At 45.0% G+C, this 21,703-nt stretch carries 15 protein-coding genes; 14 read left to right on the top strand and 1 reads right to left on the bottom strand.

What is annotated here, in order from left to right; all coding sequences use genetic code 11:
- The first annotated feature begins 182 nt into the window (after window positions 1-182).
- Window positions 183-2,240, top strand: a complete 2,058-nt coding sequence (locus MHI21_RS19185; protein ID WP_342418747.1) for a methyl-accepting chemotaxis protein — start codon at window positions 183-185, stop codon at window positions 2,238-2,240.
- A 136-nt stretch (window positions 2,241-2,376) separates the two neighbouring features.
- Here the strand turns inward: MHI21_RS19185 and uraA are convergent, their stop codons facing one another.
- A complete protein-coding gene (gene uraA, locus MHI21_RS19180; RefSeq protein WP_061829372.1) occupies window positions 2,377-3,687 on the bottom strand; it encodes a uracil permease in 1,311 nt (436 codons plus the stop codon).
- 268 nt (window positions 3,688-3,955) lie between these two features.
- On the opposite strand from uraA, the gene MHI21_RS19175 reads away from it, so the two are divergent.
- From MHI21_RS19175 to MHI21_RS19115, 13 genes are all read left to right on the top strand, one after another.
- On the top strand, window positions 3,956-6,133 hold the full coding sequence (locus MHI21_RS19175; protein ID WP_025720225.1) for a bifunctional (p)ppGpp synthetase/guanosine-3',5'-bis(diphosphate) 3'-pyrophosphohydrolase: 2,178 nt from the start codon (window positions 3,956-3,958) through the stop codon (window positions 6,131-6,133).
- Window positions 6,134-6,270: 137 nt separating this feature from the next.
- Window positions 6,271-6,717 carry a D-aminoacyl-tRNA deacylase gene (dtd, locus tag MHI21_RS19170; RefSeq protein WP_023989923.1) on the top strand — a complete coding sequence of 149 codons (447 nt, stop codon included), beginning with the start codon at window positions 6,271-6,273 and terminating at the stop codon, window positions 6,715-6,717.
- 118 nt (window positions 6,718-6,835) lie between these two features.
- Window positions 6,836-6,997: a hypothetical protein gene (locus tag MHI21_RS19165; protein ID WP_165178728.1), complete on the top strand. Its 162-nt coding sequence runs from the start codon at window positions 6,836-6,838 to the stop codon at window positions 6,995-6,997.
- A 227-nt stretch (window positions 6,998-7,224) separates the two neighbouring features.
- Complete coding sequence (locus MHI21_RS19160; RefSeq protein WP_103049309.1) at window positions 7,225-7,731, top strand: type 1 glutamine amidotransferase domain-containing protein; 507 nt, start codon at window positions 7,225-7,227, stop codon at window positions 7,729-7,731.
- Window positions 7,732-7,787: 56 nt separating this feature from the next.
- Window positions 7,788-8,258: a hypothetical protein gene (locus MHI21_RS19155; RefSeq protein WP_165178727.1), complete on the top strand. Its 471-nt coding sequence runs from the start codon at window positions 7,788-7,790 to the stop codon at window positions 8,256-8,258.
- A 689-nt stretch (window positions 8,259-8,947) separates the two neighbouring features.
- A complete protein-coding gene (hisS, locus tag MHI21_RS19150) occupies window positions 8,948-10,192 on the top strand; it encodes a histidine--tRNA ligase (RefSeq protein WP_023989920.1) in 1,245 nt (414 codons plus the stop codon).
- Window positions 10,193-10,276: 84 nt separating this feature from the next.
- A complete protein-coding gene (gene aspS / locus MHI21_RS19145; RefSeq protein WP_061829369.1) occupies window positions 10,277-12,055 on the top strand; it encodes an aspartate--tRNA ligase in 1,779 nt (592 codons plus the stop codon).
- A gap of 152 nt (window positions 12,056-12,207) precedes the next feature.
- The gene (locus tag MHI21_RS19140) at window positions 12,208-12,957 is read left to right on the top strand and encodes a tRNA threonylcarbamoyladenosine dehydratase (RefSeq protein WP_025720213.1); all 750 of its coding nucleotides are present in this window, start codon (window positions 12,208-12,210) and stop codon (window positions 12,955-12,957) included.
- Between the two features lie 174 nt (window positions 12,958-13,131).
- Window positions 13,132-14,430, top strand: a complete 1,299-nt coding sequence (locus MHI21_RS19135) for an NCS2 family permease (protein WP_342418746.1) — start codon at window positions 13,132-13,134, stop codon at window positions 14,428-14,430.
- Between the two features lie 97 nt (window positions 14,431-14,527).
- Entirely contained in the window at window positions 14,528-16,342 is a 1,815-nt protein-coding gene (locus MHI21_RS19130) for an ABC transporter ATP-binding protein (protein WP_341163311.1), read from the top strand.
- A gap of 464 nt (window positions 16,343-16,806) precedes the next feature.
- Window positions 16,807-17,505, top strand: coding sequence for a response regulator transcription factor (locus MHI21_RS19125; protein ID WP_341163312.1), 699 nt, complete (start codon window positions 16,807-16,809; stop codon window positions 17,503-17,505).
- 371 nt (window positions 17,506-17,876) lie between these two features.
- Complete coding sequence (locus MHI21_RS19120) at window positions 17,877-19,226, top strand: 2-hydroxycarboxylate transporter family protein (RefSeq protein WP_341163313.1); 1,350 nt, start codon at window positions 17,877-17,879, stop codon at window positions 19,224-19,226.
- Window positions 19,227-19,415: 189 nt separating this feature from the next.
- Window positions 19,416-21,659 carry an ATP-binding protein gene (locus MHI21_RS19115; RefSeq protein ID WP_341163314.1) on the top strand — a complete coding sequence of 748 codons (2,244 nt, stop codon included), beginning with the start codon at window positions 19,416-19,418 and terminating at the stop codon, window positions 21,657-21,659.
- The last annotated feature ends 44 nt before the right edge of the window (window positions 21,660-21,703 follow it).

Genomic DNA, 21,703 nt, shown 5'->3' with positions numbered 1-21,703 from the left:
ATCGCCTAAATAGTCCGATGGAACATCTCTTTATCTAAAGAGTTGCTCCATCGGACTATTTTGTTTAGCAGTGTTTTAAGTTTGGGCTTTGTTTAATTGGTTCAAACTACCATGCATTTTATTGGAAATAGTAATAAAAAATCTAAAAATAACTGTCGATAAATAGTTAAAAGGGAACAGGGGTGGTTATATTGGGTTTATTTCGATTTAAGAGTTTACAGGCACGGACATTTTCTACCTTGATTCCGCTTGTACTTATAACGCTGATTTTAATCAGCTTTTTGTCTTATTTTTTTGCCAAGCAGAAGCTGGATACGGAAATAAGCCAAAATGCTGCTCATTCCTTGTCGAGGGTTAAAGCGGATATTGCAGCTAACGTAGATCGTCATGCTTTACTTGTTTCGATGCTGACTAAGAGCGCGGAACAACTGGGAGCAGGAATGAACATTGAGGGTTATGGACGTTATTTTGAACAAGAGCTGGCTTTAAATGATATGTCATACGGGTTGGGCATTTATTTTGCTAAAGGTGCGTATGATCCGGGAGTGACTTACCGTTCCATATATGTGCATAGAGATGGCCAGCTAGTGAAGCAAACGATTGAATATGATGATCCACAATATGACTACTTAACACAGCCATGGTATACAGAAGCCGTGGAACGTGGTAAGGATATAAATTTTACGGAGCCTTTTTACGATAGCAGACTGAAAATCAATATGATTACTGCAGGGAAAGCATTTTATGATAGGGAAGGGAAGCTGTTAGGTGTCATTACTGGCGACCTGAACATGACAAACATTCAAACGTTTATTGAAAAAATGAAGTTTGGTGCTAACGGTAGTGCGATCTTGATGGATAAGAATGGAGCCATTTTGTCATCCGGTCTTCCGTCCTTAAAAGCAGGCGAGCCGTTAACAAACACGATGAATGCGGAAGCAGCACAATCTATTCAAATTGGTACGTCCGGACAACTATCCGTACCCATTGATAGTGAGGACTACCGGATAATGTACGAAACACTCCCGCAAACCGGATGGAAAATCGGCGTATTACTGCCAGAATCCGATTTGAACCGCTCTGCGAACGAAATGCTTAAACTTCTTCTTATTGTTAGTGTTATAGGCATCTTGCTAATTATGGGAGCGTTATTACTTAACAATTCAGGTATGATCAAAGAGATTAAAAAAATTATGCAGATAACCAATCGTATGGCTCTTGGGGATTATAACCTTGAACTAACACATCAACGTAAGGATGAATTTGGCCAAATGGCTGACGGGATCAATAAGGTGATTGCGGCAACCAGAGGAATGGCATCACGTTTGAGCGAAGAGTTAGATGTTATCTCAGGCGTATCTATAAAAATTTCCCAAGAGATTTCTGGGACGACTAAAGATGCCCAGCACAATGCAGGAGAACTGGCTAAGGTGAAGGAAGGGGCCGAGCTTCAGTTGGCTGCCGCAGCCGAGAGTGCGACAGCGATGGAGGAGATGGCAGTTGGCATACAGCGTATTGCTGAATCTATCCAGCATGTATCCGAGGCTACCACTGAGATTGAACATAAGGCACAACAAGGAAATGAACGGTTGACCGTGGTCAACCAAGGAATGCATAAAGCGAAAATGTCTATGGATGAGGCAGGCAGGGTAGTAAGCTCATTGAATGAGCGGTCCGTCCAAATTGGCAGCATAATTGGAATGATTCAGGAAATTAGTGGGCAGACCAAGTTGCTATCACTGAATGCTTCCATTGAAGCCGCACGTGCAGGGGAGCATGGCCGAGGGTTCGCTGTGGTGGCTTCAGAAATCGGCAAGCTGGCTGTAAACGTGAGCGAGTCTGCGGAACAAATTACGAGTCGAATCCGATCCATGCAGGAAGAAACCAAATTAGCTTTGGAAGGAATGCAGCAGGGTGCTCTGGAGATGGATGAAGGAGTATCTATTTTGCTTGAGGTGGAAGAACGTTTTATTGCGATGAATCAAGATATTCAGCAGGTGGCGATAGAAGTGCAGGAGGTTTCATCTGCCTCAGAAGAAATGTCGGCAGGTTCAGAGGAAGTTGCAGCCTCTATTGGATATCTTGCAGACATTGCGAAAGCTTCAGCTAAACGTACAGGGCAAGCCGCGGAACGATCCGAACGGCAACTTAAGGATCTGGAAGGTATGGACAGCTCTGTCAAGACGCTTACAGGTGTTTCTGATACGCTTAATCAGGTCGTATCTCGCTTTCGTGTGTGATATCTTTAGAAAAAAAGGCCGTGCATAAAAAAACGCCGCTCCATGAGATATGGATCTTTACACGCTTGTCTATACATTCTGAGCGTGTTGACCCATAACTTACATGGAGCGGCGTTTTAAAGTTGAAAAAAAGACATCAATCTGGTGTTTTCTCGGTTAAAGGTTCCTGCGATTTATCGTTGGACCAGCCGAGCACGTCAATCAGCTTAAAGAACAAGCTGAGGATGATGCCGATGATTGTAGCCAATGCCATACCTTTCAAGGTTACAGCGCCCCAAGTGAGCGTAGTACCGCTGATTCCGACAACAAGCACGATGGTCGCAAGCAGCATGTTGGTTGGCTTGGCGAAATCAACCTTTTGCTCAACGAAGATTCTTAGACCGGAGGCAGCGATGACACCGAATAATAGTAAGGATACGCCACCCATAACTGGAGCTGGAATATTAGAAACAATCGCTGAGAACGTGCCTGAGAAGGACAATAGGATGGCAATGACAGCCGCTCCGCCAATGACCCATACAGAGTACACTTTAGTTAATGCCATGACACCAATATTTTCACCATAAGTCGTATTAGGTGTAGAACCCACAAAACCGGAAATGACGGTGGAAATACCGTTACCTAGCAGAGAGCGATGGAGACCAGGATCTTTGGACAGTTCGCGCCCGACAATGTTGCTAGTCACAAGCAAGTGACCAATATGCTCTACGATGACGACCAGAGCAACAGGAAGAATCGTCAGCATAGCAGAGGTATTAAAAACTGGAGTGGTAATTGCAGGATGTCCGAAAAAAGGAGCGTCTGCAATGGCTTGTGTATTGACCATGCCCATAAAATAAGCAAGTACATAGCCCACTACGATACCAATCAGAATATGAATGATTTTGGCAAACCCGCGAAACAATACCGCACCCAGAACAGTGACCCCGAGTGTAACGAGCGAAAGAGTAATCGTTTTGGGATCTGGAGTCCAGGCCTTAGTAGGATCGGCATTGATAATGCCTGCCATGCCTGCTGCAACCGGAACCAGTTCCAGACCGATTAAGGCTACGATGGAGCCCATAACAGCTGGAGGAAAAACGACGTCCAGCCAACGGGTTCCGGCATATTTGATCACCAGTGCGACGAGGCAGAAAATAATACCTGTAACGATGAAAGCACCGAGGGCCATAGCATAGCCGTTGCCGCCGGGATTGTTTTTAAGCACAAGACTGACGGGAGCGATAAAAGCGAAGCTGGAGCCGAGATAGGCGGGAATTTTGCCGCGGCAGATCCATATGTACAACAATGTGCCAATACCGTTCATTAGCAAAATCATGCCGGGATCGACGCCGAAAATATTCGGCACCAGCACAGTGCTGCCAAACATGGCAAACAAATGCTGTACGCTGAGCAGGAACCCAGGTCCTGCCGGAAGCTTTTCATTAACTTGAATTTCGCGTTGCAACGCAGTTCACTCCTTAGTTCTTTCAATTATTCTTATATACATTAATTACTTTTCGTAATTTTTTCAATATAATTCGTTTCATTTCGTCAACAATCCTGATTTTACTTACCATGTGTGACAGAATAATGCGACAATGCCAAACCTGTAATAGTTGACGTGTGACGTGCTAACCGTCATAATTGTAGGAAATCACTTTTAAAAGGGAACCTTTGCGCGACATTGATCGGCGGGTTCCATTTTGCATAGAAAGGACACGGAATAGAGCAGAATGGGGATAGAGCAATTACTTAAAAAGGCCGGGGCCTATACCAGAGAAGCAGATCTTATCCGCATCAGGGACGCCTATGATTTTGCCGAGCAGGCCCATTCCGGCCAGACTCGTAAGTCCGGTGAACCTTATATTCTGCATCCGCTTGCGGTTGCTGATATCGTCGTTAATATGCAGATGGATACCATCTCCATTATCGCCGCTCTTTTACATGACGTTGTGGAGGATACGACGGTGTCTTTGGCGCAGATTCGCGAGCATTTTGGCGATACATGTGCGATGCTTGTCGATGGTCTGACGAAGCTGGAGCGTATTCAGTTCCGTTCCAAGGAAGAACAACAGAACGAAAATTATCGAAAAATGTTTATTGCTATGGCGCAGGACATTCGTGTCATCGTCATTAAGTTAGCAGATCGTCTGCATAACATGCGTACTTTGAAATATCAGTCAGAGGAAAGCCAGCGTCGGATTGCTTATGAAACGTTAGAGATTTTCTGTCCGGTTGCAAACCGACTGGGTATTTCGGCCATTAAATGGGAAATGGAAGATATTGCTTTACGCTATCTGAATCCTCAGCAGTATTATCGCATCGCTAATTTGATGCATAAAAAGCGGGCAGAGCGGGAGCAGTTTATTGATAATGTCATACAGCGTATCAGAGAAAAGCTGGAAGAGATGGGCATTCAGGCTGATCTGTCCGGACGCCCTAAACATATTTACAGTGTGTTTAAAAAAATGACGACGAAGAACAAGCAATTCAATGAAATATATGATTTGCTGGCGATTCGAATTATTGTGGATAACATTAAAGACTGTTACGCCACACTGGGGATTATCCATACATTGTGGAAGCCGATGCCGGGGCGGTTTAAGGATTATATCGCTATGCCTAAGGCCAATATGTATCAGTCCCTTCATACGACAGTAGTAGGTCCCAACGGGGAGCCTACCGAGGTACAAATTCGCACAGTGGATATGCACCGTACCGCTGAATTCGGGATTGCGGCCCATTGGGCCTATAAAGAAGGCAACGGAGCAAACAACACTAACTTTGAGGATAAAATCACCTTTTTTCGAGAAATTCTGGAGCTGCAAAATGAAGCGAAGGATGCGTCGGAATTTGTGGAATCGCTCAAAATGGACTTTTTCTCAGACCTTGTGTTTGTGTTTACTCCTAAGGGAGAGGTCATTGAGTTGCCGGCCGGATCCGTTCCGCTGGACTTTGCTTTCCGTATTCATACCGAAGTTGGCAATCGAACGATTGGCTCTAAGGTAAATGGAAGAATCGTACCTTTGGATTATCGGCTTAAAACCGGTGATATTGTCGAAATTATGACGTCCAAGCACTCTTATGGACCTAGTCAGGACTGGCTCAAAATTGCTCAGTCCTCTCATGCGCGCAGTAAAATCAAACAATGGTTCAAGAAAGAAAAGCGTGAGGAGAATGTTGAAAAAGGCCGCGAAAATCTGGAACGCGAACTGAGAAAACGTGATATCGAGCCATCGGTGTGGATGAGCGACGACAAGCTTCAGGAAGTGGCACAGAAGTTCTCTTTTAACGATTCCGAAGATATGCTGTCTGCGATTGGCTTTGGTGGTATAACCGCAGCGCAGGTCTGTACACGTTTGACAGAGAAGCTGCGTAAGGAACAAGAAGAGGCCCGGTTGATCGAATTGACGACCGAGGTCAAGGAGTACAAGCCGCAGGGCGAACGGAAAAAAACACCGACCAACGGTGTCAGCGTCAGAGGCGTCGATAATTTACTCGTTCGTTTTGCACGATGTTGTAATCCCGTACCGGGAGATGACATCATTGGCTATGTAACACGTGGACGCGGCGTATCCGTTCACCGGACGGATTGCCCGAATATTCCTTCGGGTACGGGCGAAGACCAGGCACGTGTGATTGAAGTAGAGTGGGAAGAAGCAGCGGAAGTCAACTACAGTGTCGATATTGAGATTACGGGGCATGATCGCAACGGTTTGCTGAATGAAGTGCTTCAGGCCATTTCTGAGAACAAAACCAGCTTCTCGGCCGTTACAGGTCGTACAGATAAAAATAAAATGGCGATGATTCACATCACGATTCTCATTCGCAACACGGATCATTTGCATTCTGTTGTCGAACGGATCAAACGGGTGAAGGATGTATACACTGTGCATCGGATTATGCAATAACCTTATTAAGCGTACAGATAGGTTTATAGCCTTTGTAACACATCTTGGGTAGAAAGACCCATGGGTTGCTAAAAGAGCCATAATACGGCTGTGAGCACCTTTTAAAAGGGAAGGTTAAAGGAGATATCGGATAGGCGATGAAGATCATTATTCAGCGCTGTAAAGACGCTCAGGTAACGGTGAATCAAAAGGTGGTCGGCAAGATTGGAACCGGATTAATGCTGCTGGTTGGTATTGGTCAGGGAGATACTGCAGCCGATGCCGTCTATTTGGCGGATAAAACAGCGGGATTACGTATATTTGAGGATGCTGAAGGTAAAATGAATGACAGCGTTCTGGATGTCGGTGGAGCCATTTTGTCTGTCTCTCAATTTACGTTGTATGGTGACTGCCGTAAAGGGAGAAGGCCTAACTTTATGGGGGCGGCCAAACCTGAGGAAGCGGAAAAGCTGTATGATTTCTTCAACAGTCAGCTTCGAGCCAAGGGCTTGGAGGTCGAAACGGGAATTTTTGGGGCTATGATGGATGTTTCATTGACGAATTGGGGCCCAGTGACACTGATTTTGGATACCGAACGTTCGTAGCTATGCGTTGATGGCGTGATCTGAGTAGAATAAAATAGCTGTTCAGAGGGACCATAATGTCATCCCGATTGGTGATTAGCCAGGCGGATAGCCTAAGGGTGACAGGAGAGACGAAGCTATGCGTCAAACCCCAAAAATGGACGGGCCTCGAAGCACTGTGCTGCTTTTTCCCGGTAGCATGCAGGAGGCAATCAGCCTTACTCGTAATGCTGATACGTTATTACAGCATGTTGCAGCAGCCATCGACAAGCCGGGACGCGGTGCTTTGCCACGCAGGTAACATCGGGTTAATTGTACCGTTATGAGGTGCTACCCGAAAGTAGCACAAAGAGGCCAAAAATAAAATATGTAGCATTGAATTAGTGCAGGAGCCGAAAGGCTCCTTTTTCTTTTCCGCCGCTGCGATTGTTATAAAAACAGATCAAGCGGGTAATAACAAATCGTGGTAGACAAACAAACTTAATTTTAACTTTTTCGAGGATAACCGGAAAGGAGATCTGAACATTAATGAGTAAAATTGCATTTTTATTAGCTGACCAATTTGAAGATTCTGAAATGAAGGTACCTTATGATGAATTAAAAAAGGCTGGACATGAGGCAGATATTGTTGGGCTGAAGCAAGGTGAGAAAGTGAGCGGTAAGCAAGGTAAAGCAAGCTACACTATTGAAAAAGCCATTGCAGATGTGAAATCAAGTGACTATGATGCAGTTGTTATTCCCGGCGGATCCTCCCCGGAAAATCTGCGATTGGATGCACATGTTCTGAAATTTGTGACTGAAATTAACGAGGCCAAAAAAACGATTGGCGCTATCTGTCACGGGCCACAAATTTTGGCGAGTGCCGATTTGTTACAAGGCCGGACGATTACTGCTTATCCTCCGTTGAAAGATGACTTAATTAATGCGGGTGCTCATTTTGAGGATCGAGAGGCGGTTGTGGACGGTAACTTTATTACGTCTCGGACCCCTAAGGATGAGCCTGCCTTTGTGCGTGAGTTATTAAAAGCATTGTAATTTGAATATTTCCTTAGATTAATGCCAGTACAATTCCCAAACGAGGAGGATTTGATATGGCAAAACAGATTCAGGCTTATTTTCGCACAGAAGATGAAGCTGAGGGTGCCAGAGCCTCGCTTCAAGCTTATAGAACTGAACATTTGGAAGTAGGTGCTTTGGATGATGCGCTCGGTCGGGAGACGAGAGTTTTAATTCCGCTGGTCCCCTATAACAATACAGGTTCTGTGAGCACAGGAGGCTCTGCAGGTGCGGCAATCCCTGCGGCGGGTGCTTATGGCGAGAATATTCTACCAGATGCGAAGGAAGACCAGATTAACTCTGGCTCAGCCCAAAGGGATCTGAATGAAGATCGGGGTGGAACAACGAATCATGACGGAGGGTTGCTCCGTGCGACAGATGTGTATATTAACGGTGATCAAGATGAATTACGGTATGTATTATCAGCAAAGGTGAATGATGCCGATTATGATGAGGTCATTTATAAGCTACGTTCCAATCGTGGATATGTATCGCAGTTGGATTAAAGCTGAGAGCCGACACAAGAGATTGTCGATACTTGAGAAATTCAGCTACAAGAGAGTGACTGTAATACAATTGTAATATTCGAAACATCATTCCTTAATATTCGTTGTTTATAATAACAGCATGACCCCCTTTTGATATATCTTTTTGAACCTGCGGACCGTTTCCGCAGGTTTTTTCTTTTTATAAGCCTTATTTGTCCGATTATAGGGAGAATGTCTTGACTTTGTCGAAGCGGTTCATTAAAATCATAAAATAATGAAAAATGATTTGATGACGGGACCAAGTACTCCGAACCCACAAGCGCAGAGAGGAATTTCCAGGCTGTAAAAATTCCCTTGATGAGCGGATGAATGACCTCCCCGAGAACAGGCGGCGAACAATTGAGGAAACCCTACTGAAAGTACATTGCAACTGTGCCGACAGTGGATGGTCCTGCATAATAGCCGTACTGCGCGTTACGGGCGTTATACGTATGAGCGGAGTCAGTATAATGCTGACGGGCAATGAGTGATTCTTATGCTGGTTGTCTGGGTAAACTCCGGAATGTGGGTGGTACCACGGGTGATTTGTAAACGACAATCCCTCGTCCCTGTTAATGTTAACAGGGACGAGGGATTTTTTGTTTTATTTGAAAGTGGAGCAATAAGAAAGTGCACAATACGAAATACAACGATGGGGGGATACGTTAATGGCCTTTCAAAAACCGACGGGAACACAGGATTTGCTGCCGGGCAGTGTAGAAAAATGGCAAGTTGTCGAGGAAAAAGCCCGTGAGATTAGCCGCCGCTTTAATTACCGAGAGATTCGTACGCCCATGTTCGAACAAACGAATTTGTTCGTTCGAGGTGTGGGTGAAACGACGGATGTGGTGGAAAAAGAAATGTATACTTTTGAGGATAAAGGGAAGCGCAGCATGACTTTGCGTCCGGAAGGAACAGCAGGGGTTGTCCGCTCCTATGTGGAGAACAAACTATACGGGGAGCCGGATGTAACTAAGCTGTATTATATCGGCCCGATGTTCCGGTATGAGCGTCCACAGGCTGGGCGTCAGCGCCAGTTTCACCAATTTGGAATTGAAGCATTTGGTGCGGTCGATCCTGCGTTGGATGCAGAAGTTATTGCTTTCGGGTATCAATTCTGCCGTGAACTGGGCTTGAAAGGAGTACAGGTGGAGATTAACTCCGTCGGTAATGCAGCCAGCCGGGCAGCTTATCGTCAGCATCTGGTAGACTTCTTGATGCCAATTAAGGATACGTTGACCAAGGAGAGCCAAGCACGCATTGAGCGTAATCCGCTACGAGTGCTGGATAGCAAAGATGACCAGGACAAATTTGGAGGTGCACCTTCGATTTTGGATAGCTTGGACGAGGAATCCCGCACACACTTTGAGAAAGTGAAGCAAAATTTGGATGCCATGGGCGTGGAATATACAGTTAACCCTCGCTTGGTACGGGGGCTGGATTATTATACGTTGACAGCGTTCGAATTCAAAGCCGAAGGAATTGGTGCCATAGACACGATCGGTGGAGGCGGCCGCTACAACGGATTGGTTGGAGATCTGGGAGGACCGGATCAGCCGGGCATTGGTTTTGGCATTGGACTGGAGCGAATTCAGCTGATCTTGGAGCATCAAGGTGTCAAACTGAACGAAGCCAAGCCGTTAGATATCTATATGGTAGCGTTGGGAGAAGCAGCAGAAACGGAAGTAACCAAACAACTATTCAAGTTGCGTCAAGCCGGATTTTCCGCAGAACGAGATTATCTGGGGCGTAAAATGAAGGCGCAGATGAAATCAGCCGATCGCTTTAAAGCAAGGTATACTGCGATTCTGGGTGAGGATGAGCTGGTTCAGGGTGAAATTGCACTGAAAAACATGGAAACCGGCGAGCAGCGTACCGTTAAGCTGGATCAGCTGGTGGAAGAATTAGGATAAAAAATAATGTAACATCAGTCAGGGGAAGTTTCCCTCTGGCTGTCATATAGCATTAACTACTAAACATAAACAGGAGTGTGTATTATGAAAAGGAGTCATCAATGCGGCGCATTGACTCATGCGCATATCGGAGAAACAGTTACATTGAACGGTTGGGTACAAACTCGTCGTGATTTGGGGGGCGTACTTTTTATAGACCTTCGTGACCGTAGCGGAATTGTACAAATCGTGTTTAATCCGGCATATTCCGGTGACGCACTGCAAATTGCGGATCGTGTCCGTAGTGAATACGTGCTTGAGGTTACCGGTACTATTGTTAAGCGTGATGCAGAAACGATTAACCCGAACCTGCCTACAGGTGAAATTGAGGTACGCGTCACTGAAATCGAAGTATTGAATGCGTCTAAGACACCTCCGTTCTTCATTGAAAATGGTGTAGAAGTGGACGAGTCTCTGCGTTTAAAATACCGTTATTTGGACCTGCGTCGTCCGGAAATGTACCAGACCTTGAAACTGCGCTCTAAAGCAGCAAAAATATTCCGTGACTTCCTGGACGGAGAAGAGTTCGTCGAGGTGGAAACACCAATTTTGACGAAAAGCTCCCCAGAGGGCGCACGTGATTATCTGGTACCTAGCCGGGTGCATGAGGGTGAGTTTTTCGCCTTGCCGCAATCGCCACAACTGTACAAGCAATTGCTGATGGTGGGTGGCCTGGAGCGCTACTACCAAATTGCACGTTGTTTCCGTGATGAAGACTTGCGTGCTGACCGCCAGCCTGAATTTACGCAGGTCGATATTGAGACCTCCTTTATGCAACAGGATGACTTGCTGCCAATGATGGAGCGTCTTATGGTGAAATTGTTCAAAGAAACAGTTGGGGTAGAACTGGAAACACCGTTCCAACGGATTACACATGCAGAGGCAATGGACAAGTATGGTTCTGACAAGCCTGACCTGCGTTTTGGTCTTGAGCTGATAAATGTTAATGATATCGTGGCAACCAGTGGTGTGAAAGTATTTGCTTCCGTAATTGAAAAGGGTGGCGAAGTTAAAGTCCTTAATGCCAAAGGATGTGGCACGTGGAGCCGTAAGGACATTGATGACCTGGGTCCTTTTGCAGCGCGTTATGGAGCAAAGGGCTTGGCTTGGATTCAAGTGAAAGAAGGCGAATTCAAGGGGCCTATCGTTAAATTCTTCACACCGGAAGAAATCGAAGCCTTGAAAGAGCGTACGGGAGCCGAAGAAGGCGATCTGTTGCTGTTCTCTGCGGATAATAAAAAAGTAGTTGCTGATGTATTAGGCGCGCTTCGTCTGAAAATTGGCCGTCATTTGGGGCTCATCGACGATAACAAATTCAAATTTGCCTGGGTCGTAGACTTCCCGCTTCTCGGCTATGACGAAGAACAAAAACGTTATGTAGCGGAGCACCATCCGTTCACTCGTCCGAAGGAAGAAGACCTGGCCCTCTTGGACACAGATCCAGGTCAAGTTCGTGCTCAGGCCTATGATATCGTGCTGAACGGCTACGAAGTGGGTGGTGGCTCGATGCGGATTTTCAAACGTGAAGTTCAGGAAAAAATGTTCAAAGCGCTCAATCTGCCGCCTGAAGAAGTGAAGGATAAATTCGGTTACCTGCTGGATGCATTTGAATATGGTACGCCTCCACATGGTGGTATTGCCTTCGGTTTTGACCGTCTTGTCATGCTGCTTGCAGGTCGTACAAATCTGCGTGAAACTATTGCATTCCCGAAAACAGCCAGCGCGACAGACCTGCTTATGGATGCACCAGCCGAAGTGGATCAAGCTCAATTGGATCAGCTTCATATTCGTCTTGCTCCGAAGCCTGTTGCGCCTAAAGCTTAAGACGAACATTTGGCTTAGCAAGTGCCATCCATTGGCATGAGATAGCTTATAGAATGCCATGAACCCGTTACCCTCATATGGATAATGGGTTCGTGGTTTGTATGCTGGAGTTCAGGCATAGAGTTTAAATCAGTGAGGGAGGATATACCATATTGTTGCATCAATTTTCACGAACGGAACTGGCCATCGGAACTGAAGGTCTAGAAGTTATGAAAAATAGCACGGTGGCCGTGCTGGGTATTGGCGGTGTCGGTTCGATTGCAGTGGAAGCACTGGCGCGCACGGGTGTTGGACGCATCATTTTGATTGATAAAGATGTTGTAGATATCACCAATATTAATCGCCAGATTCATGCGTTGACAACGACGGTAGGTCAAAAAAAGGCTGATCTGATGGTAGAGCGTGTGAAGCTGATTAATCCTGAATGTGAAGCGATTGCACTGAACATGTTTTATACAGAAGAAACATATGAGGAGCTGTTCAAGTACGACTTGGATTATGTGCTGGATGCTTCGGATACGATTATATACAAAATTCATTTGATTAAGGAATGCCTGAAACGTGGGATTCCGATGATCTCCAGTATGGGCGCTGCGAATAAAATGGATCCGAGTCGGTTTCAAGTAGCAGATATTTCCCAGACGAGAATGGACCCGATTGCCCGTGTCATCCGCACCAAGTTGCGCAAGGAAGGCATTACCAAAGGCGTCAAAGTTGTGTTCTCCGATGAGGAACCCATGAAGCCACGTGAAGAAATTACAAAAAAAATTGTACCTGCAAACGCACCTGAAATCCGGAAGGCGAAGCAGCCACCTGCAAGCAATGCATTTGTACCTCCGGTAGCAGGACTGATCATGGTTAGTGTAGCCGTGAAGGATTTGTTAGAACACGCTGGTGTGTAAGTTGCAAAAATAGCATGGCAGTGCATTCGTAGATTTACATCAGTATGTATTCACTTTAAGACCTGTAGTTCTGTGCATCACATCCTTTGTGTCACAGTTGCTACAGCTCTTTTTTGTTTTGAAAAAGCGCAGCTTACTGCAAAAAGATTGAACAACTTGCTGGAGGGTTTTGGTATGAAGGATGGACTATGGTCCAGAAGTCTCGGTTTCAAGCCCGAGCATCATTGGAAAAAGGAATTAGCCGCTGGGGCCATTTCTTATTTTTCCGTTGTATACATTGTTATGGTTAATGCAACTATTTTGGCAGATGCCGGGATTCCCCTCCAAGGGGCAATGCTCGGGACGCTGCTGACATCGATGATCGGCTGCCTGCTTATGGCTTTTGGTGGGAAATCTCCAATGGTCGTTGTACCCGGGATGGGAATTAATGCTTTTTTCACATATACGCTCGTACATTCTATGAAGCTGAGCTGGCAGGAAGCGCTGATGGTGGTTGCCGTCACAGGGATTTTATTCGCCATTGTGGCTTTTACATCATTGTACAAGCTGATTAGCCAAGCGATTCCCCATAATTTGCAGCACGGAATTACGGTGGGCATTGGATTGTTTTTAACCTTTATCGGATTGCAAAAAAGCGGCATCGTGATTGCTCATCAGACGACTTTTGTGGCTATTGGCCATTTTAATGATCCCAAGGTAATTACGGCTTGTGTAACGTTGCTGCTCGCTATTATATTGTTTGTGCGTAACGTTCAGGGAGGTTTACTAATTAGCATTTTGGCGGGAACTGGACTTGCTTATATACTGGGAGCTGTAGAGCCTACAAGCACGGTACGAACCTCTGAAACGGTACGACAGTATGGGCAATTGTTTGGAGAGCTTTCCTTTTCAGGCATTGTCTCGGTAGCTTTCTGGATCGCTATCTTTTTGCTCCTACTCATTGTGCTATTCGAGAATATTGGTATGATTACTGCACAAACCAACATGATTGGAAGACCGGATTTATTTAAAAACAGCTTGCGTGTGTTGGCTGTAACCAATATCTTTGCCGGTATTTTGGGTAGCAGTCCGGCAGTAGCCGCTGCGGAATCGACGGCTGGCATTGCAGCGGGGGGACGCTCGGGAATGACACCGCTGGTAACTGCTATTTTATTCGGAGCGACGTTTTTCTTTATTCCTCTGTTGGCTTATATTCCTGACAGTGCCATTGCGCCCGTGTTGATCATCATTGGGGGTCTAATGGTGCAAAATGTGCGAGAGATGGATTTCGGTGATTTTACTGAAGCGTTTCCTGCATTTCTAATCATGGTGATGATGCCCTTTACTTACAGTATTGTAGACGGGATGGCATTTGGTTTTATTGCATACCCCGTAGCCAAGCTGGCAGCAGGACGGGGCAAGGAAGTGCCTGTTGCATTATATATCATTTCTGTACTGTTTGTGGCTAACTTTGTGCTTCATTCTCTGGTGTAGTAAACTCGAAGATAGATTGTACTGTTCATACCCGCGCAGAGCGCGGGTGTTGTTGTTTGAACAAGAATGGTCAGACAGGAAGCGAGGTTGATGGTATATGGAAAAAGAACATCATACACACCAAGATGAGCAGGAGGACCAGATGAAGGAAAAACCGGGTAAAAGACCGGATAAGGCTGGCATGGGGCGGTTTATCAAATTGATTGCGAGTGCGCATCCGCCCAAGGCTATTCTGATCATCGCCCTGGTTCTGACGCTGATTCAGACCATTGCTGGTTTAATCGTACCCATGATGACCAAAGGGTTGATTGATGGCTTGACCTTTTCTTCACTAAACCGTATGGTCATTGTTGGTCTGCTTGGCGCTTTTGTGCTTCAAGCGGTGGCTTCGGCGGTTTCTATCTATATGTTGAACTATGCCGGGCATAAGATTGTGGCTAATTTGCGCAAACGTTTATGGCATAAAATCTTATCTCTACCTATCCCTTACTTTGATCGGAATCGGTCAGGAGATACGATGAGTCGCGTCACCAATGACACAAGCCTGATTATGAACTTAATTACGGAGTATCTAGTCAATCTGATTTCTAATGTGATCGCAATTATTGGTGGTATTGCATTGTTATTTTATCTTGATTGGGTGATGACGCTCATTATTATGGCCATTGTTCCGCTAACAGCCCTGATTTTATTTCCGGTAGGCAGAAAAATGTACCGCATCTCCAAAAAACAGCAGGATGAGATGGCAGATCTGACCTCAGTGTTGAGTCAGGTTATCGGCGAAATCAGACTGGTGAAGGCCTACGGAACCGAAAGCAGAGAGGCTCAGGCCGGTGAGGATCGTATTTACCGGATGTTCCGCTTCGGTTTGCAAGAGTCACGTATCCTGGCCCTTGTAGGTCCCATTTCTACCTTCTTGCTGACTGCAGTGCTGGTCATTATATTGGGTGTTGGTGGTGTTCGTGTCGCATCGGGTGTGCTGACCGCTGGGGATTTGGTGGCTTTTATTTTGCTGCTGTTTCAGGTGATCACACCGATGGCACAATTCACGACCCTGTATTCACGTCTGCAAAAGGTGGTTGGGGCTACTGAACGGATTCAGACGATTTTAGATCATGAAGAGGAACCGCTCGAGTTGAAGCAGGAAGCGGCAAAAGAGAGCAGAGATATCATACTTCGTGATGTTGCCTTTTCTTATACCGAAGGGGAAGAGGTCCTTCATAATGCGAACTTGGTCATTCCGGCTAACCGGACGACAGCATTCGTGGGGCCGAGCGGAAGTGGGAAGTCCACCTTGTTTTCATTGTTGGAACGCTTTTATGTGCCAGATACAGGTGAAATTCGTTATGGAGACGAACCGATATCGTCATATACACTTTCCTCCTGGCGCTCCAAAATTGGTTATGTATCGCAGGAAAGCTCAATGATGACTGGAACGGTCAGAGATAACATTACATATGGCTTGGGGCGCGAAGCTGACTTGGAAGAAGTGAGACGAGCAGCCACGATGGCGTATGCGGATACATTTATTATGGATCTACCTCAAGGCTACAATACTGAGGTGGGAGAACGGGGAATGAAGCTGTCCGGAGGACAGCGTCAACGGATCGCTATTGCACGTGCGCTTCTTCGTAGCCCTGACATTCTCATGCTGGATGAGGCTACATCTAGTTTGGACAGCTCATCTGAGCATGAGGTACAGAAGGCCCTAGCGAACTTGATGGAAGGACGCACGACAATTGTCATTGCTCATCGTTTGTCTACAGTGGTTCACTCCGATCAGATTATCGTGTTGGACAAGGGCAAGGTGACCGGTGCAGGAACTCATACTGAGTTATTAGAGTCCCATCAGGTGTACCGTGAGCTGGCTCAAAAGCAGTTTGTGGAGATGGGAGAAAAAGTGGAGCTTTAGAGACTGCTACGCGCGAGTGATATGATCCTCCGATCGCTGTTGCCTCTGAATTCCTCTGATTGTAATGAGAACAAGGGGGATTTAGAGGTAAAGGCGAACGCTTCGCTTCTTCGGATTTCAAACCTCCCGCTTCATTGATGTCTCCAAGGTTCATACTTGGGTAGATAGCAGATGTTCCATTCACAACAACAAGTGAGATAAAATTATCTTTTTCCAAAATATTAATGAAAAGGGTTTACAAAGATATTAGACAAGGATTTAGTTTTTTTAACTTGTATGACATACAACATATAAGATTAGTTAAAATGATGCTAGACTAAAAGGTGGAGATTGAGAAGCGAGAATAAACTCATTTATATAGCAAATATCTGAAAAATGTTGGTTATAAATAATAAAGATATGTTTTTGTATTGATATAAAGGGTTTTCGTAGGAGGACTTTTAGAAAGGAATGGGTCAAGAAGAATGAGCAAACCGAGAGTATTGGTCGTTGATGACGAAAGGGCTGTTAGAAAATTGATTAAAACAGTTCTTGAAGCCGATGGGATGGTAGTACTTCAGGCTGAAAATGGCACGGAAGCGATGCGGATGATTAGCGAGGGACCATTCGATCTCGTCCTCTTGGACATTATGATGGAAGATATTGATGGCTATGATGTGCTTGGTCAATCACGTAATATGGGCATCCATACGCCAATCATTTTTCTGAGCGGGAAAAAAGAAGACACAGATCAGATCATTGGACTTGGACTTGGGGCAGATGCCTATATTACCAAGCCGTTTAGTCCTCCTGTGCTTTGTGCTCAGGTAAAGAACCAGATTAAAAGATATCGCCAGCTTCAGGAATCAAAACAACAAGCTCCGCGCATTGCGTTGGGACCTTTTCTATTCAATCATCATACCTTTACGTTTCAAAAAAATAATCAGGAAATTGCGTTGTCATCAAAAGAAATACAACTCATGAAATTTTTTATGGAACACCCCAATCAGGTTTTCTCGAAAGAACAGCTATATCAAAACATCTGGAAAGATACGGTTGTCGATAATAATACGATTATGGTTTATATCAGGCACCTGCGCACCAAAATTGAGGAAAATCCTACGAATCCGAAATATATCAAAACCGTTTGGGGAATCGGATATCGTTTTTCCGTTGAAAGATAGATTAATTACATACTTCTGTCTAATTGTATACGCTCTCTTGAAGGCACGCCGATGGTTCGGGGGGCTTTTTTTTATGGGTGATGATTTTTAACACCATCCCTATTTTAGGATAAAAGGAAATACATAACTTTGGAGCGTGGCATCACCCTCACACAAATAATGACTTTTTACTTTGAAAGCGCTGACATATTTTTGTCACAGGGTTCTTAAAAACATTTAAGGATTACTCAGAATACTTTAAGATTTACTTTTTACAATTTAGTTATCTCGAATCATCCAATGAGCGAGAGCGTTACTGAAAATCTTGTGAAAACCCGGGCGAGCGATTGATTCGAGGATATAAGCAGATTGATTATCTAGGAGGCGATGAAGTGGTCACTAATAATCTACAAGAAGCCGCAGAACTTAAGCTACAGCCACGAACAGAGTCCAAATGGAAAAAGGTGTTGAATTACAAGATTGGAGGGGTCATTCCTGTAGGCCTTTACATCCCGTTTATGGCTGTTGTCTACATGCTGATGAACACCGGAAAGCTCGCTAGTGATATGCCTGGGGCTGTATCTGTCATGGTCTTATATGGCTTTATTCTGGCGGAAATCGGAAAGCGCATCCCTATTCTAAAGGATATCGGCGGCGCTGCAATTATGGCAACGTTTGTTCCTTCTTACATGGTGTATGCTCATCTTCTTCCGCAGTCAGCCATTGATTCTGTTACTGTTTTTATGGATAATACCAATTTTCTGTATGTGTACATCGCAATTGTTATCGCTGGCAGTATCCTTGGCATGAACCGGGAACTCATGATCAAAGCGGTCGTTAGATTGGCAGTCCCTTTGGCGGTCGGATCTATTGTCGGAACAGGCGTCGGATTGCTTACAGGTGTGGCTTTGGGAATCCCAGCGTATGATACCTTGTTTTACATTCTTGTTCCTATCATGGCTGGAGGCGTTGGTGAAGGTGCAATTCCACTCTCTATCGGCTACAGCCAAATTTTAGGTTCGACTCAAGGTGAGCAATTTGCTATGGTTATTCCTGCGGTCATGCTGGGTAGCTTGTGTGCTATTATTTTGTCCGGCTTGTTGAAACAACTGGGAGATAGAAGACCGGAGCTTACTGGTAACGGCACGCTACTCAAAACAGGGGATAGCGATGTTTTGGAACTTGCAGAGGATAAAAACAAAAAACCGCTTGATCTTTACCAAATGGCTGCTGGAGCAATTTTAGCTTTCGGGTTCTTCATGTTAGGTACCTTAGCCGCTGAGTTTGTTGGTCTACCTGGTCCGATCGTAATGCTTTTTGCGGCATTTTTGGCAAAATATTTTGGCTGGTTGCCAAAATTCCTTGAAGATGGAGCGCAACAAATGCAACGTTTCTTTGTTATCGCTGTAACGTACCCGCTTCTGCTTGCCGTAGGTGTTGCCAAAACACCATGGGAGGCACTGATTTCTGTAATTAGCCCTGCTTATTTCATCACCATTTTAGTAACTGTATTAGCTGTGGTTGTGAGTGGATATTTTGCTGGTAAGTGGATGAAAATGTACCCGGTTGAAGCCGCAATTATAACTTCTACTCGATGCAGCCAAGGTGGAACAGGAGATGTTGCGATTCTTTCTGCAGCTGATAGAATGGTGCTCATGCCATTTGCCCAGGTATCCACCCGTCTCGGGGGAGCAGCAACGGTAACACTTGCTATTTTCCTGCTGCGATACCTTACACACTAAGATGGTGAAATCTTAAAAAAAATTAATAATTTTACAGAGTACTTTAAGATCTTGTTATTACAATGAAGTTGTCTTGAGACACCATTTAGTAGACGAACGTGAATAACTGATATACTCGGAAGCGAACTGGCCCTAGCACTAGGGCTAGGGACTGATGGGCTACTAGCTCGATGGAGAAGGTAAAGCAGGATGAGATTTTCACGAGAGATACTGTTTCATTATCGAAGCCATTTTTCATTTCTCACTATGCTAGTGCTTCCGATTTCTTTTCTAGTTCTGCTATGGATGGCCTATGGCTCGTATATGGACGGAGAACGTACCGTAATTGAACAACAGCAGCAGCAATTGCTGACGATTGCCAAGTTAAACAGCACGTCTATTGAGTCCTTTTTCGACGAACAAATGCACTCCCTGCAAATATTGGCAGGAAATCAGCAGATGTCGCTCGCCATATCCAATAAGAATGAGACTGTGATTGACGAAAACCTATCTGCTTATTATACCGCCAAAAAAGATAGCATCTATCAGATTAGCCAGGTGAACCTGGAAGGAAGAGTAGTACACACTTTTCCGAAGCGCAATCGTACAGATGCGATTAAAGCCTATGAATTTATCAAGGATGATATTCAAAGGATGCTGCGAGAAAAAAAAACGTTCATCGCAAGGGCCAAGCTGGAGAGGCAAGGCAATTATATTGTGCATCTGTTTCAGCCTGTTTATCTTGATGGGAAATTTCAAGGTGCGCTGATCAGTGTGGTAAATCTAAACGCTGTGTATGAGAAGCTGTTGAAGCCGATTCGCGTTGGGACCAAGGGTTATATCCATGTCAAGGATCAGCAAGGCCACTATCTCATGCACCCAAGCGAAGAAAATATTGGGTTATCGCTATCAGCGATGAAGGCCAAACACCCGGGGCTTGATTACGGCGATCTGGAAAAATTGTTCAAAATGCAGCTTACCCAGGAACAAGGCTCAGCTCTCTACCATTCGTATTGGTGGGGGGACGAATGCTATACCAAGACGAAAAAGATTGAGGCCTTTTCCCGTGTTCATCTCGGTGACTCGTTTTGGGTGGTTGCCGCGGCCATGAACTACGAAGATGTGAGAGAACCGATTGCCAAAAACCGAACTAAAACCATTGAGATTTTTTCAATGATCGTCCTGACGTTGGCTTGTGCCGTTTATATCATCATGAAGACGAAGAAAAATAAAGAGGCTCTGGAATACGAGACAAGATATTTGCGGGAACTGAATAACAAAAACGAGCTGTTGAGAAAAAAGGACCTTCAATTGCAGCACTCGCAAAAGCTGCAGTTGATCGGTACGCTATCAGGGGAAATTGCTCATGATTTCAATAATTTTTTGACTCCTATCAAAGGTTATGCAGAAATTATGCTCAGCAGTATAGAACCTACTGAAGAAATTTATGATTACGTCAGTGAGATTTATGATGCTTCCGAGAAAGCAAGATTAATAATCGAGGAAATCCTGCTATTGAGCAGGCTGGAGAGTGGGAAGGTCAAGAAAAACGCTCCGGTCAAAGTAGAAGAGCAGGTCGAAGAAGCACTGGGACTCATAAAATCCTTTCTCTCGCCCAGCGTGAAAGCTGTGTTCAAAAAACAGGTAGAGTCAGCCGTTATCTTTGCAAATAAAGTACAGATTCACCAAATCATTATGAACCTGTGCAACAATTCCTATCAAGCTATGAAAACAACCGGGGGCGAACTAAAAATTATATTGGATACCATGCCCCTGAAAGAAGTGAAAAAAATCCGGGAGAGCGTTCTGGAAGTCAGCGATTACGTTACTTTATCTGTTTCCGATACGGGCAGAGGGATGAGTGACGAAACCTTGCAGAAAATCTTTGATCCTTTTTTCACAACCAAACCGGCAGGAGAGGGTACGGGGCTTGGATTGTATATCGTTCAAAGCATTCTCGAAAAACATCAAGGATTTATTGCCGTGGATTCAGAGCTGGGCAAGGGTAGTACCTTTACGGTATATCTGCCGAAAACGGAGTTTGTAGCCAAAGATACAGAGATCGATAAGAGCCCTGTGTTTACTGAACAAAAGCGCATCCTTCTGGTCGATGATAAACAGCGTGTGTTGAAAGCGATGAGAAAAGGACTGGAATTGTATGGTTTCCAGGTTGAGACAGAAGCAGACAGCATGGAAGCATTACAGCGGTTTGAAAAGTCTCCAAACCATTACGATCTGGTCATTACGGATCAGGCTATGCCTTATCTGACGGGTACGGAATTGGCTGAACGTATCAAGGTAATCAATCCAAGTATGAAAATCATCCTGATTACCGGTTATGTCGAGGATCATGTGGTGGCATACAAGGAGAGATTGATCATTGATGAATATATGTGTAAGCCTGCAGCAGGTTCAGATATGGCACAAATGATTTATAAGGTTCTGCAATCCTGAAGATGGAGAGTATCTACCATCCAATTGGAAAAAGAGGTGTAGAC

It is taken from the genome of Paenibacillus sp. FSL H8-0168 (assembly GCF_038592955.1).
In the GTDB taxonomy this organism is placed as follows: domain Bacteria; phylum Bacillota; class Bacilli; order Paenibacillales; family Paenibacillaceae; genus Paenibacillus; species Paenibacillus polymyxa_B.
This window is presented reverse-complemented; position numbering and strand designations above follow the sequence as displayed.